General features: G+C 72.6%; 11 protein-coding genes. 9 read left to right on the top strand and 2 right to left on the bottom strand.

Annotated features, from left to right (window positions below):
- The first annotated feature begins 178 nt into the window (after window positions 1–178).
- From ACFPIH_RS27970 to hemW, 3 genes are all read left to right on the top strand, one after another.
- Entirely contained in the window at window positions 179–2,053 is a 1,875-nt protein-coding gene (locus tag ACFPIH_RS27970; RefSeq protein ID WP_381172878.1) for an AMP-dependent synthetase/ligase, read from the top strand.
- A gap of 170 nt (window positions 2,054–2,223) precedes the next feature.
- Window positions 2,224–4,203 (top strand): SpoIIE family protein phosphatase, encoded by a 1,980-nt coding sequence (locus ACFPIH_RS27975; protein WP_381172876.1) that lies wholly within the window; start codon window positions 2,224–2,226, stop codon window positions 4,201–4,203.
- 30 nt (window positions 4,204–4,233) lie between these two features.
- A complete protein-coding gene (gene hemW, locus ACFPIH_RS27980; protein ID WP_381172873.1) occupies window positions 4,234–5,466 on the top strand; it encodes a radical SAM family heme chaperone HemW in 1,233 nt (410 codons plus the stop codon).
- Window positions 5,467–5,599: 133 nt separating this feature from the next.
- On the opposite strand, the gene ACFPIH_RS27985 is transcribed toward hemW, so the two are convergent.
- Both ACFPIH_RS27985 and ACFPIH_RS27990 read right to left on the bottom strand, forming a co-directional pair.
- Window positions 5,600–6,409 (bottom strand): DUF3097 domain-containing protein, encoded by an 810-nt coding sequence (locus tag ACFPIH_RS27985; RefSeq protein WP_381172871.1) that lies wholly within the window; start codon window positions 6,407–6,409, stop codon window positions 5,600–5,602.
- A 31-nt stretch (window positions 6,410–6,440) separates the two neighbouring features.
- Window positions 6,441–7,151: an MBL fold metallo-hydrolase gene (locus tag ACFPIH_RS27990; protein WP_381172869.1), complete on the bottom strand. Its 711-nt coding sequence runs from the start codon at window positions 7,149–7,151 to the stop codon at window positions 6,441–6,443.
- A 160-nt stretch (window positions 7,152–7,311) separates the two neighbouring features.
- On the opposite strand from ACFPIH_RS27990, the gene hrcA reads away from it, so the two are divergent.
- From hrcA to ACFPIH_RS28020, 6 genes are all read left to right on the top strand, one after another.
- Window positions 7,312–8,328, top strand: a complete 1,017-nt coding sequence (gene hrcA / locus ACFPIH_RS27995) for a heat-inducible transcriptional repressor HrcA (protein WP_381172867.1) — start codon at window positions 7,312–7,314, stop codon at window positions 8,326–8,328.
- Window positions 8,329–9,465 (top strand): molecular chaperone DnaJ, encoded by a 1,137-nt coding sequence (dnaJ, locus tag ACFPIH_RS28000; RefSeq protein WP_381172865.1) that lies wholly within the window; start codon window positions 8,329–8,331, stop codon window positions 9,463–9,465. It begins immediately after the preceding gene.
- 62 nt (window positions 9,466–9,527) lie between these two features.
- A complete protein-coding gene (locus ACFPIH_RS28005) occupies window positions 9,528–10,601 on the top strand; it encodes a nitronate monooxygenase (protein ID WP_381172862.1) in 1,074 nt (357 codons plus the stop codon).
- A complete protein-coding gene (locus ACFPIH_RS28010; RefSeq protein ID WP_381172859.1) occupies window positions 10,598–11,341 on the top strand; it encodes a 16S rRNA (uracil(1498)-N(3))-methyltransferase in 744 nt (247 codons plus the stop codon). The genes ACFPIH_RS28005 and ACFPIH_RS28010 overlap by 4 nt, the downstream gene beginning before the upstream one ends.
- A 23-nt stretch (window positions 11,342–11,364) precedes the next feature.
- Window positions 11,365–11,760 (top strand): VOC family protein, encoded by a 396-nt coding sequence (locus ACFPIH_RS28015; protein ID WP_381172856.1) that lies wholly within the window; start codon window positions 11,365–11,367, stop codon window positions 11,758–11,760.
- A 50-nt stretch (window positions 11,761–11,810) separates the two neighbouring features.
- The gene (locus ACFPIH_RS28020; RefSeq protein ID WP_381172854.1) at window positions 11,811–12,296 is read left to right on the top strand and encodes a hypothetical protein; all 486 of its coding nucleotides are present in this window, start codon (window positions 11,811–11,813) and stop codon (window positions 12,294–12,296) included.
- Window positions 12,297–12,310 lie beyond the last annotated feature (14 nt).

Genomic DNA, 12,310 nt, shown 5'->3' on the forward strand with positions numbered 1-12,310 from the left:
TGACCCTCTGTGGCCCCTTACGCGCAGGCCGGTCGCCCTCTACTCTGTCCCTGCCCGATAGTTACTCGCGAGTTAAACAAGCCGGCCGTTCCACCCGGCTGCCGTTTGACCAGCCGCCGTTCGACCAAGTCAGCCGTGTAACCCAGCCAGCCGCATCGCCGCGGGCCCGGAGGATGTCGTGAGCGACACACAGACCCTGATCGAGAACCGTCCGCCGTCCGTCGCGGGCCTCTTCCTGGAGCGCGTGGCGGCCACGCCCGACGCGGAGGCGTACCGCCACCCGGTGCCGGCCGCGTCAGGCCAGGGTCCCGACGACTGGAAGTCGCTGAGCTGGGCGCAGGCCGCCGATCGGGTGTACGCCATCGCGGCCGGGCTCATCGAGCTGGGCGTGACGCCCGAGCAGCGCGTGGCGCTCGCCTCGTCCACCCGGATCGAGTGGATCCTCGCCGACCTCGGCATCATGTGCGCCGGTGCGGCCACCACCACCGTCTACCCGCAGACCAACGCGGACGAATCGGCGTACATCCTCTCCGACTCCGAGAGCCGGGTGCTGATCGCCGAGGACGCGGCGCAGCTCGCCAAGGCGGTGGAGAAGCGCGCCGAGCTGCCCGAGCTCACACACGTCGTGGTGATCGACGCGGCCGGAGTCGAAGCCGGCGACTGGATCCTCACCCTCGACGAGCTGGAGAAGCGCGGCGCGGTCCGGCTGGAGAAGGAGCCGGAGCTGATCAAGGAGCGGGTCGGCGCGATCACCAAGGACCAGCTCGCCACCCTCATCTACACCTCCGGGACCACGGGCCGCCCCAAGGGAGTGCGCCTCCCGCACGACAACTGGTCGTACATGGCGAAGGCGATCGCCGCGACCGGGCTGATCAGCGCCGAGGACGTGCAGTACCTGTGGCTGCCGCTCGCGCACGTCTTCGGCAAGGTGCTCACCTCGGGCCAGATCGAGGTCGGCCATGTCACCGCCATGGACGGCCGCGTGGACAAGATCATCGAGAATCTGCCGGTGGTGCAGCCGACGTACATGGCCGCCGTGCCGCGGATCTTCGAGAAGGTCTACAACGGGGTCGCCGCGAAGGCCCGGGCCGGCGGCGGCGCCAAGTACAAGATCTTTCAGTGGGCCTCCGAGGTCTCCCGCGAGTACGCCAAGGCCAGCCAGGACAACTTCCGCCGCACCGGCACCGCGGGCGCCCCCTTCGGCCTCGCCGCCAAGCACAAGGTCGCCGACGCGCTCGTCTACGCGAAGATCCGCGAGGCCTTCGGCGGCCGGCTGCGCGCCTGTGTCTCCGGCTCCGCCGCCCTCTCGCCCGAGATCGGCTACTTCTTCGCCGGCGCCGGCATCCACATCCTGGAGGGCTACGGCCTCACCGAGTCCTCCGCCGCCTCCTTCGTGAATCCCGGCGAGGCCTACCGCACCGGCACGGTCGGCAAGCCGCTGCCCGGCACCGAGGTGCGGATCGCCGAGGACGGCGAGATCCTGCTGCGCGGCCCCGGCATCATGGAGGGCTACCACAAGCTGCCCGAGAAGACCGCCGAGGTCCTGGAGGCCGACGGCTGGTTCCACACCGGCGACATCGGCGAACTCTCCCCCGACGGCTATCTCCGCATCACCGACCGCAAGAAGGACCTCATCAAGACGTCCGGCGGCAAGTACATCTCGCCCGCCGAGGTCGAGGGCCAGTTCAAGGCGGTGTGCCCGTACGTCTCCAACATCCTCGTGCACGGCGCCGACCGGAACTTCTGCACCGCGCTCGTCGCCCTGGACGAGCCGTCCCTTCTGGAGTGGGCGAAGGAGAACGGCCTGGAGGGCAGGACGTACGCCGACATCGTCGCCGCGCCCGCCACGGTCGCGATGGTCGAGGGGTACGTCACCCAGCTCAACGAGGGTCTCCAGCGCTGGCAGACCATCAAGAAGTTCCGGCTGCTGCCGCGCGACCTCGATGTGGAGCACGGCGAGATCACCCCGAGCCTCAAGCTGAAGCGGCCCGTGGTGGAGCGTGAGTACAAGCACCTCATCGACGAGATGTACGCCGGAGCGCGCGAGGCCTGACCGAAAAGCACCGCTGCGGAACGGACGGTTTGCGTCATCAAACCGTCCGTTTCCGAGCACACGCGCATCACCCTTCTCACTCAAGGCGATCCACTTCGGTAACCGCTTGCTTATGGGCGGGTCCGGTCTGTCACTCTGGCGGCATTCGCCGAGCAGTCCGGGAGCTGTGCATGGGTGCCATTCCGACCCAGCGGGAGTTCTTCTCCCGTGCCGGTGGTGCGCCCGCGCACACGCCGGGCGCGCTTCCCTGCACCCGGGCGACCCTGGCCGGCGGTTCCCACGCGCCCGGCGCCGCCCGTGACCTGCTGCGCGCCGCGCTGACCGGCTGGGCCGGGCTCGGTCTGCCCGGCGTGGAGAACGCCGTCGAACGCCTCACCGAGGACGCGGTCCTCGTCGTGAGCGAACTCGTCACCAACGCCGTCGTGCACGCCGGCACCGACGTCGAACTGCTGTGCCGACTCGAAGCGCACCCCGAGCACCCCGACGACCCCCAGCACCCCGCCGTCGTAGTGGAGGTCTCCGACCACCACCCCTCCCGCGCCCCGCGCGACCACCCCGCCGAAGCGCCGTACGAGATCCCCGAGTACGGCCGCGGGCTGCGTCTGGTCGCCGCGCTCGCCGACGCGTGGGGAGTGACGTACCGCAGGGGGACGAAGACCGTCTGGGCGCGGCTGCTGCCGTTACCGCCCGAGCCGTACGACGGCGAGGACGGCCTCCCTCCGGGCCTCCCTCCGGGCCTCTCTCCGGGCTTTTCTCCGGGTCTCACCCCGGTGACCGGCCCGGTGACCGGCCTGGCGCCCGCCGCCGCCCCGCTGGGCCTGATAGAGGCGCTCGCCCCGGAACTCCAGCCGGCGGCCGCCGGCCGGGGCGAGGAGTGGCTGAACCGGGGCGCCCTGTCGTTCCTCGCCGAAGCCTCCGACCTGCTCGCCGGTCAGCTCGACGAGGATCTCGTCGCCGCGCTCACCGGCCAGCTGGTCGTCCCGCGGCTCGCCGACTGGTGCGCGGTGTGGCTGGAGGACGAGGTCAGCCGGGGGGAGTGGGCGGGCGGCCAGGGGCCGCGCCTCGCCCGGGTCTGGCACGGCAGCGAGAACCTCATCGAGGACCTGCGCCGGGCCCTGGAGAAGGACCCGCCGCGTCCCCCCGAGTCACTCACCTCGGGCCCCGAACCCTTCCCCTGGCCCGGCGCCGCCCTGGGCCCGCGCGGCGCCGCGCTCGCCCACCGGCTGGTCGCGGGAGGCCGGCCGCTGGGCATCCTGGTCATCGGGCGGGCCGGGCAGCCCGTCTTCCCCGACGAGGTCACCGGACTCGTCGAGGACCTCGGCCGCCGGGTGGCGCTGGCGATCGGCGCGGCCCGCCAGTACGCCCGGCAGGCCACCATCAGCGCGGTCCTGCAGCGCGGGCTGCTGCCCGGCGCGGTCGCCGAGATCCCCGGCCTGCGCAGCGCCCTGGTCCACGAGCCGCGCGAGCAGGGCGGGCCGAGCGGCGACTTCTACGACCTGTTCCCGGCGAGCGAGGGCCGCTGGTGCTTCGCGATCGGCGACGTCCAGGGCAAGGGCCCCGAGGCGGCCGTCGTGATCGGTCTGGCCCGGCCCTGGCTGCGGCTGCTGGCCCGCGAGGGCTACGGCGTCGCCGACGTCCTGGACCGCCTCAACCAGCTCCTCCTCGACGACGCCACCGAGGCCGCCGACGCCGCCGCCCGTGCTTTCGTCGGCCCGGCCGGGCCCGGCGACGGCCCGCAGACCCGCTTCCTCTCGCTCCTCTACGGCGAGCTGGCCCCCTTCGAGGGCGGGGTCCGCTGCACCCTCGCCTCCGCCGGACACCCGCTGCCGCTGCTGCTGGCACCGGACGGCTCGGTCGCCACGGCCGCGCGCCCGCAGACCCTCCTCGGGGTCGTCGAGGACGCCACCTACACCTGTGACGTGCTGGAACTGCGGACCGGCGACAGTCTGCTGTGCGTCACCGACGGGGTGACCGAGCGCCGCTCCGGCCCCCGCCAGTTCGACGACGGCGACGGCCTCGCCGTCGCCCTCGCGGGCTGCGTCGGCCTGGACGCGGACATGATCGCCGAGCGCATCCGCCGCCTGGTGCACGAGTTCGGCGAGCTGCCGCCGGAGGACGACCTGGCACTGCTGGTGCTCCAGGCGGAGTAGCCGTCCGCCGGGTGCTGGACAATGGAGGGCATGCCTTCCGCACTCCCCGACGGCGAGCCGGTGCCCGACGACGGCGCGCTCCCGGCGTACGCGCTCACCGGCGCCGCCGACCGCCCCCTCGGGTTCTATCTGCACGTCCCCTACTGCGCGACCCGCTGCGGGTACTGCGACTTCAACACCTACACCGCGACCGAGCTGCGCGGCACCGGCGGCGTCCTCGCCTCCCGCGACAACTACGCCGACACCCTGATCGACGAGATCCGCCTCGCCCGGAAGGTCCTCGGCGACGACCCGCGACCCGTCCGTACGGTCTTCGTGGGGGGCGGCACCCCCACCCTGCTGGCCGCCGGCGACCTCGTCCGCATGCTGGCGGCGATCCGCGACGAGTTCGGCCTCGCGGCCGACGCGGAGATCACCACCGAGGCGAACCCGGAGTCGGTGGACCCGGCGTATCTGGCGGCCCTCCGCGCCGGCGGCTTCAACCGCGTCTCCTTCGGCATGCAGAGCGCCCGGCAGCACGTGCTGAAGGTGCTCGACCGCACGCACACCCCCGGCCGCCCGGAGGCGTGCGTGGCGGAGGCGCGGGCCGCGGGCTTCGCACACGTCAACCTCGACCTGATCTACGGCACCCCGGGCGAGTCGGACGACGACTGGCGGGCGTCCCTGGACGCGGCGCTGGGCGCGGGCCCGGACCACATCTCGGCCTACGCCCTGATCGTCGAGGAGGGCACCCAGCTCGCCCGCCGCATCCGCCGGGGCGAGGTCCCCATGACCGACGACGACGTCCACGCGGACCGCTATCTGATCGCCGACGAGGTCATGTCGGCCGCCGGGTACGACTGGTACGAGGTCTCCAACTGGGCCACCTCCGCCGCCGGCCGCTGCCTCCACAACGAGCTGTACTGGCGCGGCGCCGACTGGTGGGGCGCGGGCCCCGGCGCCCACTCCCACGTCGGCGGCGTGCGCTGGTGGAACGTGAAGCACCCGGGGGCGTACGCGGCGGCACTGGCCGCCGGGCGCTCACCGGGCGCGGGGCGTGAGCTCCTGTCGGACGAGGACCGGCGGGTCGAGCGGATCCTGCTGGAGCTGCGGCTGCGGGAGGGGGTGCCGCTGTCGCTGCTGCGGGAGGAGGGGCTGGCGGCTTCCCGGCGGGCGCGGGGGGAGGGGCTGCTGGAGGACGGGCCGTACGACGAGGGCCGCGCCGTGCTCACCCTGCGGGGGCGGCTGCTGGCGGACGCGGTGGTGCGGGACCTGGTGGACTAGGCACCCGGTGCCGGGGCTGGGCGGGGGTTCGTTTCGCTTGCCCGCGCTTGCGGGGTGCCGCCTGCGCCCACCCGTGCCGCCTGGGGGTCCCCCCAGGCCCTTGAGGCACTGGGGGAGGCACGATTGCCCGCAGTTACGCGGGTGCTGTCACGAAGTCGATCAGTTCCTCGACCCTGCCCAGCAGCTCCGGTTCCAGGTCTTTGTAGGAGTTCACCCGTTTCAGGATCGCCTGCCACACCGCCCCGGTGTTCTCCGAGGGCCAGCCCAGGGCCCGGCACACGCCGGTCTTCCAGTCCTGGCCGTGCGGGACGCGCGGCCAGCCGGGGATGCCCAGGGACGACGGCTTCACCGCCTCCCAGATGTCGATGTACGGGTGCCCGACCACCAGGGCGTGCTCACTCGTGACCGACCGCGCGATGCGCCACTCCTTCGTGCCGGGGACCAGGTGGTCCACCAGGACGCCCAGGCGGGCGTCCGGACCGGGGGCGAACTCGGCGACGATCGACGGCAGGTCGTCCACGCCCTCCAGGTACTCCACGACCACGCCCTCGACGCGCAGGTCGTCGCCCCAGACCTTCTCGACCAGCTCGGCGTCGTGCCGGCCCTCGACGTAGATCCGCCCGGCGCGGGCCACACGCGCGCGTGCGCCGGGGACGGCGACCGAACCGGAGGCGGTGCGGGCGGGTCGTACGGGCGGTCCTGAAGTCGGTCTGACGAGGGTCACCACGCGGCCCTCCAGCAGGAAACCCCTCGGCTCCAGCGGGAACACCCGGTGCTTGCCGAAGCGGTCCTCCAGGGTGACCGTGCCCGCCTCGCAGCGGATCACCGCGCCGCAGAAACCGGTGCCGGGCTCCTCCACCACCAGGCCGGGCTCCGCCTCGACCTCGGGGACGGGCTTCGGCTTCTTCCAGGGAGGGGTCAGGTCGGCGGAGTACTGGCGCATTCGGATGACGATAGGAGAAGCGTCCGCCCGGTCAGAGCGACACGCCGAAACGCGTCGCGAGCGCGTCCCGCTGGGCCCGTACGAACGCCGCGTCGACGACCGCTCCGTGGCCGGGGACGTACAGCGCGTCCTCGCCGCCCAGGGCCAGCAGTCGGTCGAGGGCGGCCGGCCAGCGGGAGGGTACGGCGTCCGGGCCGGCCTGGGGTGCGCCGGACTCCTCGACCAGGTCGCCGCAGAAGACCACCGGCGGCGGGCCGGAGACCAGAACCGCCAGGTCGTGCGCCGTGTGGCCGGGGCCGACGTTCGCCAGCCGCACCTGTCGGCCGCCGCCCAGGTCGAGGGGCCACTCGCCGGGGACGAGACGGTGCGGGCGGACCAGGGCGGCCTCGGCCGCCGTCGCCTCCGGCAGACCGTTGCGGACCGCGTCCGCGCGGAGTTCCGCCGTGGACACCGACTCCAGCCCCGCCGCACCGAGGATCACCGCCTCCGGGAACGCCGCGGCGCCGAACACATGGTCGAAGTGGGCATGGGTGAGAGCGAGATGGGTCACACGGCCGCCGGACAGCTCCTCGGCCTGCGCACGTAGCCGCGCGCCCTCCGCCGGGCTCGACCCGGCGTCCACCATCAGCACCGCGTCCGCCCCCACGGCCAGCCCGACCGTGCAGTCCCAGCCGGGCAGCCGCACCCGCCCGACCCCGTCCGCGACCCGCTCCCACCCCAGCTCTTCCCAAGTCACCGTCATACCGCGACGCTAGCTGTACGACCCCACGCGGTTGGTCTACCTTGCCCGGGGTGTACCCCACGGCCGTACACTGGGCCGGGGAACGCTGGCACTCGGAACTGAAGAGTGCCAGGGGAGGCACCCAGGGGACTGGGGGGACGACTTCTGGAGGTGTGCGCGGATGCTGAGCGAACGCAGGCTGCAGGTGCTGCGCGCCATCGTCCAGGACTATGTCGGTACCGAGGAACCCGTGGGGTCGAAGGCCCTCACCGAGCGGCACAACCTCGGTGTCTCCCCGGCGACGGTCCGTAACGACATGGCCGCCCTGGAGGACGAGGGGTTCATCGCCCAGCCGCACACCAGCGCCGGGCGCATCCCCACCGACAAGGGCTACCGGCTGTTCGTCGACAAGCTGGCCGGAGTCAAGCCGATGACCGCGCCCGAGCGGCGCGCCATCCAGAACTTCCTCGACGGCGCCGTCGACCTCGACGACGTGGTGGCGCGGACGGTACGGCTGCTGGCGCAGCTCACACGGCAGGTCGCCGTCGTGCAGTATCCGTCGCTGACCCGGTCCACCGTGCGGCACGTGGAGCTGTTGTCGCTCGCGCCCGCCCGGCTGATGCTCGTGCTGATCACGGACACCGGGCGGGTCGAGCAGCGGCTGGTGGACTGCCCAGCGCCCTTCGGGGAGGCCTCTCTGGCGGATCTACGCGCGCGGCTCAACAGCCGGGTCGCGGGCCGCCGGTTCAGTGATGTGCCGCGTCTGGTGGAGGATCTGCCGGACGCCTTCGAGGCCGAGGACCGCGGCACGGTCTCGACGGTGCTCTCCACCCTCCTGGAGACCCTCGTCGAGGAGAACGAGGAGCGGCTGATGATCGGCGGCACCGCCAATCTGACCCGCTTCGGACATGACTTTCCCCTCACCATCCGGCCCGTCCTGGAGGCCCTGGAGGAGCATGTCGTCCTCCTCAAACTCCTTGGTGAGGCGGGTGATTCGGGCATGACCGTACGCATCGGTCACGAGAACGCCTATGAGGGACTCAACTCCACTTCCGTGGTGTCGGTCGGTTACGGTTCGGGCGGCGAGGCAGTCGCCAAGCTCGGCGTGGTCGGACCGACCCGCATGGATTACCCGGGAACGATGGGAGCGGTACGAGCGGTGGCACGGTACGTCGGACAGATCCTGGCGGAGTCGTAAGTGGCCACGGACTACTACGCCGTTCTCGGCGTGCGCCGCGACGCGTCGCAGGATGAGATCAAGAAGGCGTTCCGTCGGCTCGCACGCGAGCTGCACCCGGACGTCAACCCGGATCCGAAGACCCAGGAGCGGTTCAAGGAGATCAACGCCGCTTACGAGGTGCTGTCGGACCCGCAGAAGAAGCAGGTCTACGACCTCGGCGGCGACCCCCTCTCGCAGGCGGGCGGCGGTGGCGCGGGCGGTTTCGGGGCCGGTGGCTTCGGCAACTTCTCCGACATCATGGACGCGTTCTTCGGTACGGCGTCCCAGCGTGGCCCGCGCTCGCGCACCCGGCGCGGCCAGGACGCGATGATCCGGCTGGAGGTGGACCTGGAAGAGGCTGCCTTCGGCACGACCAAGGACATCCAGGTCGACACCGCGATCGTCTGCACCACCTGCAGTGGCGAGGGCGCGGCGCCGGGCACCTCCGCCCAGACCTGCGACATGTGCCGCGGCCGTGGCGAGGTGTCCCAGGTGACCCGGTCCTTCCTGGGCCAGGTCATGACCTCCCGCCCCTGCCCGCAGTGCCAGGGCTTCGGCACCGTCGTTCCCTCGCCGTGCCCCGAGTGCGCGGGCGACGGCCGGGTCCGTTCCCGCCGCACGCTCACCGTCAAGATCCCGGCGGGTGTCGACAACGGCACGCGGATCCAGCTCGCGGGCGAGGGCGAGGTCGGCCCCGGCGGCGGTCCCGCCGGTGACCTGTACGTCGAGATCCACGAGCTGCCGCACGCGATGTTCCAGCGGCGCGGTGACGACCTGCACTGCACGGTCACCCTCCCGATGACCGCGGCCTCCCTCGGCACCAAGGTGCCGTTGGAGACGCTGGACGGCCTGGAGGAGGTCGACATCCGGCCCGGCACCCAGTCCGGCCAGTCGATCCCGCTGCACGGGCGGGGTGTCACGCATCTGCGCGGCGGCGGGCGCGGCGACCTCATCGTCCACGTCGAGGTCCAGACCCCGAGCAAGCTGGATCCGGAGCAGGAGCGACTGCTGCGCGAGCTGGCGAAACTACGCGGCGAGGAACGGCCCCTGGGCCAGTTCCAGCCGGGTCAGCAGGGGTTGTTCTCGCGGCTGAAGGATGCCTTTAACGGTCGCTGACCGTGAAAACCCTTGTGAGGGCCGGATTCGGACTTGTTCGGAGGACGTGACAACATGCCGTCATGTCCTCCGTGCTGACCGGTCTCTGCCCCCATCCGATCGTGCAGGCGCCCATGGCGGGCGGTGTCTCCGTGCCGCAGCTCGCCGCCGCCGTGTCCGAGGCAGGCGGGCTGGGGTTCCTCGCCGCCGGGTACAAGACGGCCGACGGCATGTACCAGGAGATCAAACAGCTCCGCGGGCTCACGAGCCGTCCCTTCGGCGTGAACCTCTTCCTCCCGCAGCCGGAGTATGCCGAGACCGGCGCCGTCCAGGTCTACGCCGAGCAGCTCGCCGGCGAGGTCTCCTGGTACGAGACCGAGCTCGGCGACCCGGACAGCGGCCGTGACGACGGCTACGACGCCAAGCTCGCCGTCCTCCTCGACGACCCGGTGGCCGTGGCCTCCTTCCACTTCGGCGTGCCGAGCGGTGAGGCGCTTCAGTCCCTGCGCCGGGCCGGCACCCTCACCCTGGTCACCGTGACCTCCGCCGAGGAGGCGCTCGCCGTGGAGCAGGCCGGTGCGGACGCGGTGATCGTGCAGGGCGTGGAGGCCGGCGGCCACCAGGGCACCCACAAGGACCTCCCCGAGAACGACGGCTGCGGCACCGGCCTGCTCTCCCTCCTCGCCCAGGTCCGCGAGGCCGTACGGCTGCCGATCGTCGCCGCCGGCGGCATCATGCGTGGCAGCCAGATCGCCGCGGTCCTCGCGGCCGGCGCGAGCGCGGCCCAGCTGGGCACCGCGTTCCTCGCCACACCCGAGTCGGGCGCGCACGCTGCGCACAAGCGGGCGCTCACCGACCCGCTGTTCGTGCGCACCGAGCTGACCCGCGCCTTCTCCGGCCGCCCGGCCCGCAGCCTGACCAACCGCTTCGTGCGCGAGCACGGCCCGTACGCGCCCGCCGCCTACCCCGAGGTCCACCACCTCACCTCGCCGCTGCGCAAGGCCGCGGCCAAGGCGGGCGACGCACAGGGCATGGCACTGTGGGCGGGCCAGGGCCACCGGATGGCCCGGGAGATCCCGGCGGGGGAGCTGGTGGAGCTTCTGGTGGCCGAACTCGACGCGGCGCCGCCGGCACCGGCCGAGGACGGCGCGGCATGACCGCGCCGGTGTTCGTCGTGGACGAGCTGCCCACAGGGGGCGAGTTCGTGCTGGACGGCCCCGAGGGACGGCACGCCGTCTCCGTGAAGCGGCTGCGGGCCGGGGAGACGGTCGTCCTCACCGACGGCGCCGGACGCTGGGCCGAGGGCGAGGTGGTCGCCGCCGAGGGCAGGGACCGGCTGGTCGTCGGTCTGAAGGACGTCGTCGAGGAGCCGGCCGAGTCGCCGCGTGTCACCGTCGTCCAGGCCCTGCCCAAGGGCGACCGGGGCGAGCTGGCCGTGGAGACGATGACCGAGACCGGGGTCGACCGGATCGTCCCGTGGGCCGCCGCCCGCTGCATCACGCAGTGGAAGGGCGAGCGCGGGCAGAAGGCGCTGGCGAAGTGGCGGGCCACCGCCCGCGAGGCCGGCAAGCAGTCCCGCCGGGTCCGCTTCCCCGAGGTCACCGAGGCGGCAACGGCCAAGCAGGTGGCGGAACTTCTGGCCCGCGCCGACTTCGCCGCAGTGCTGCACGAGGACCGCGACTACGGCAGCGCGCCCCTCGCCACCGCCGGGCTCCCCGCCGACGGCGAGATCGTGCTCGTCGTCGGACCCGAAGGGGGCGTCTCCCCCGAGGAGTTGGCGCTCTTCGAGGAGGCCGGCGCGAGGGCGTACCGGCTGGGGCGCAGCGTCCTGCGCACCTCCACCGCCGGCACGGCCGCCACCGCCCTCGTCCTGGGACGCACCGGCCGCTGGTCCTGACCAACCCGCAGGGAGGACACACCGTGGAACTCGCCCAAGTCCGGCTGCTCGTCACCGACTTCGCCGCCTGCTACCGCTTCTACGCCGACATCCTCGGCCTCAAGCCGCAGTCGGGGGCGGTGGACGGCCCGTACGAGAAGTTCAGCCCTGCGGCGGGCTCGGCCGGGATCGCCATCCAGGACCGGGAGATGATGGCCGGGATTCTCGGCGAACTGGGCGACGAGGCGAACGGCCACCGCTCCCTGGTCGCCCTGCGCGTCGACGACCTGGACGCCTACTGCGCCCAGATCACCGCACGCGGCGCCACCCTGATCCACGGCCCCGCCCCGCTGACCGACCGGATGCGCGTCGCCCATCTCAAGGACCCCGAGGGCAATCTGGTGGAACTTCAGGAGTGGTTGCTGCTGCGGGGATCGTGACCGGACGGGGGGCTGTCGCGGCCCGGGGTCCGAGTGGCAGGCTGCACTCCATGGGGACGTCGAGGCGGACCTGGATTCTCGCGGTCGTACCCGTCGTCGCGGCCGCGGCGGTGGCGTGCGAGCCCCGCGGCGGGGTGAGCGGCGCGTCGGTGGCGTACACGACCGACCAGGCCGCGACCGCCGAGATCGGCCGCCATGACGTGGACGTCCGCTGGCTGACCTGCGTGGCCGACCAGGGAGCGGCCGACGAGGAGACCCTGGTCTCCGTCGACTGCCAGGGGAAGACCCGCGACGGACGGGACCTCACCGTGACCGGCAAGGTGACCCGGGCCGTCGACGGACACTGCGTGCGCGGAGACCTGGCGGCGGACGTCGGCGACAAGGAGATCTTCCGGGTGAGCGGGCTCGGCGACTGCGGTTCCGCGACCCCCTCGCCGGTCACCGCGCCCAGCTCCGCCCGGCCCGGCGGCCGGCCGACGGTCACGGTGACGGTCACCGTCACCCGGACAGTGCCGGGCGACGGGGCACAGAAGTGACAGAAACCCCTGAC

Origin of the sequence: Streptomyces vulcanius, from assembly GCF_042653945.1 — a bacterium.
In the GTDB taxonomy this organism is placed as follows: domain Bacteria; phylum Actinomycetota; class Actinomycetes; order Streptomycetales; family Streptomycetaceae; genus Streptomyces; species Streptomyces mangrovi.

Bases quoted from the DNA above. Each gene is read 5' to 3' on its own strand.
- ACFPIH_RS27990 (WP_381172869.1), bottom strand. From the start codon at position 7,151: ATGACGGTGACTTGGGAAGAGCTGGGGTGGGAGCGGGTCGCGGACGGG.
- ACFPIH_RS28010 (WP_381172859.1), top strand. From the start codon at position 10,598: ATGACCGCGCCGGTGTTCGTCGTGGACGAGCTGCCCACAGGGGGCGAG.
- hemW (WP_381172873.1), top strand. From the start codon at position 4,234: ATGCCTTCCGCACTCCCCGACGGCGAGCCGGTGCCCGACGACGGCGCG.
- ACFPIH_RS27985 (WP_381172871.1), bottom strand. From the start codon at position 6,409: ATGCGCCAGTACTCCGCCGACCTGACCCCTCCCTGGAAGAAGCCGAAG.
- ACFPIH_RS28005 (WP_381172862.1), top strand. From the start codon at position 9,528: ATGTCCTCCGTGCTGACCGGTCTCTGCCCCCATCCGATCGTGCAGGCG.
- ACFPIH_RS27975 (WP_381172876.1), top strand. From the start codon at position 2,224: ATGGGTGCCATTCCGACCCAGCGGGAGTTCTTCTCCCGTGCCGGTGGT.
- ACFPIH_RS28020 (WP_381172854.1), top strand. From the start codon at position 11,811: ATGGGGACGTCGAGGCGGACCTGGATTCTCGCGGTCGTACCCGTCGTC.
- hrcA (WP_381172867.1), top strand. From the start codon at position 7,312: ATGCTGAGCGAACGCAGGCTGCAGGTGCTGCGCGCCATCGTCCAGGAC.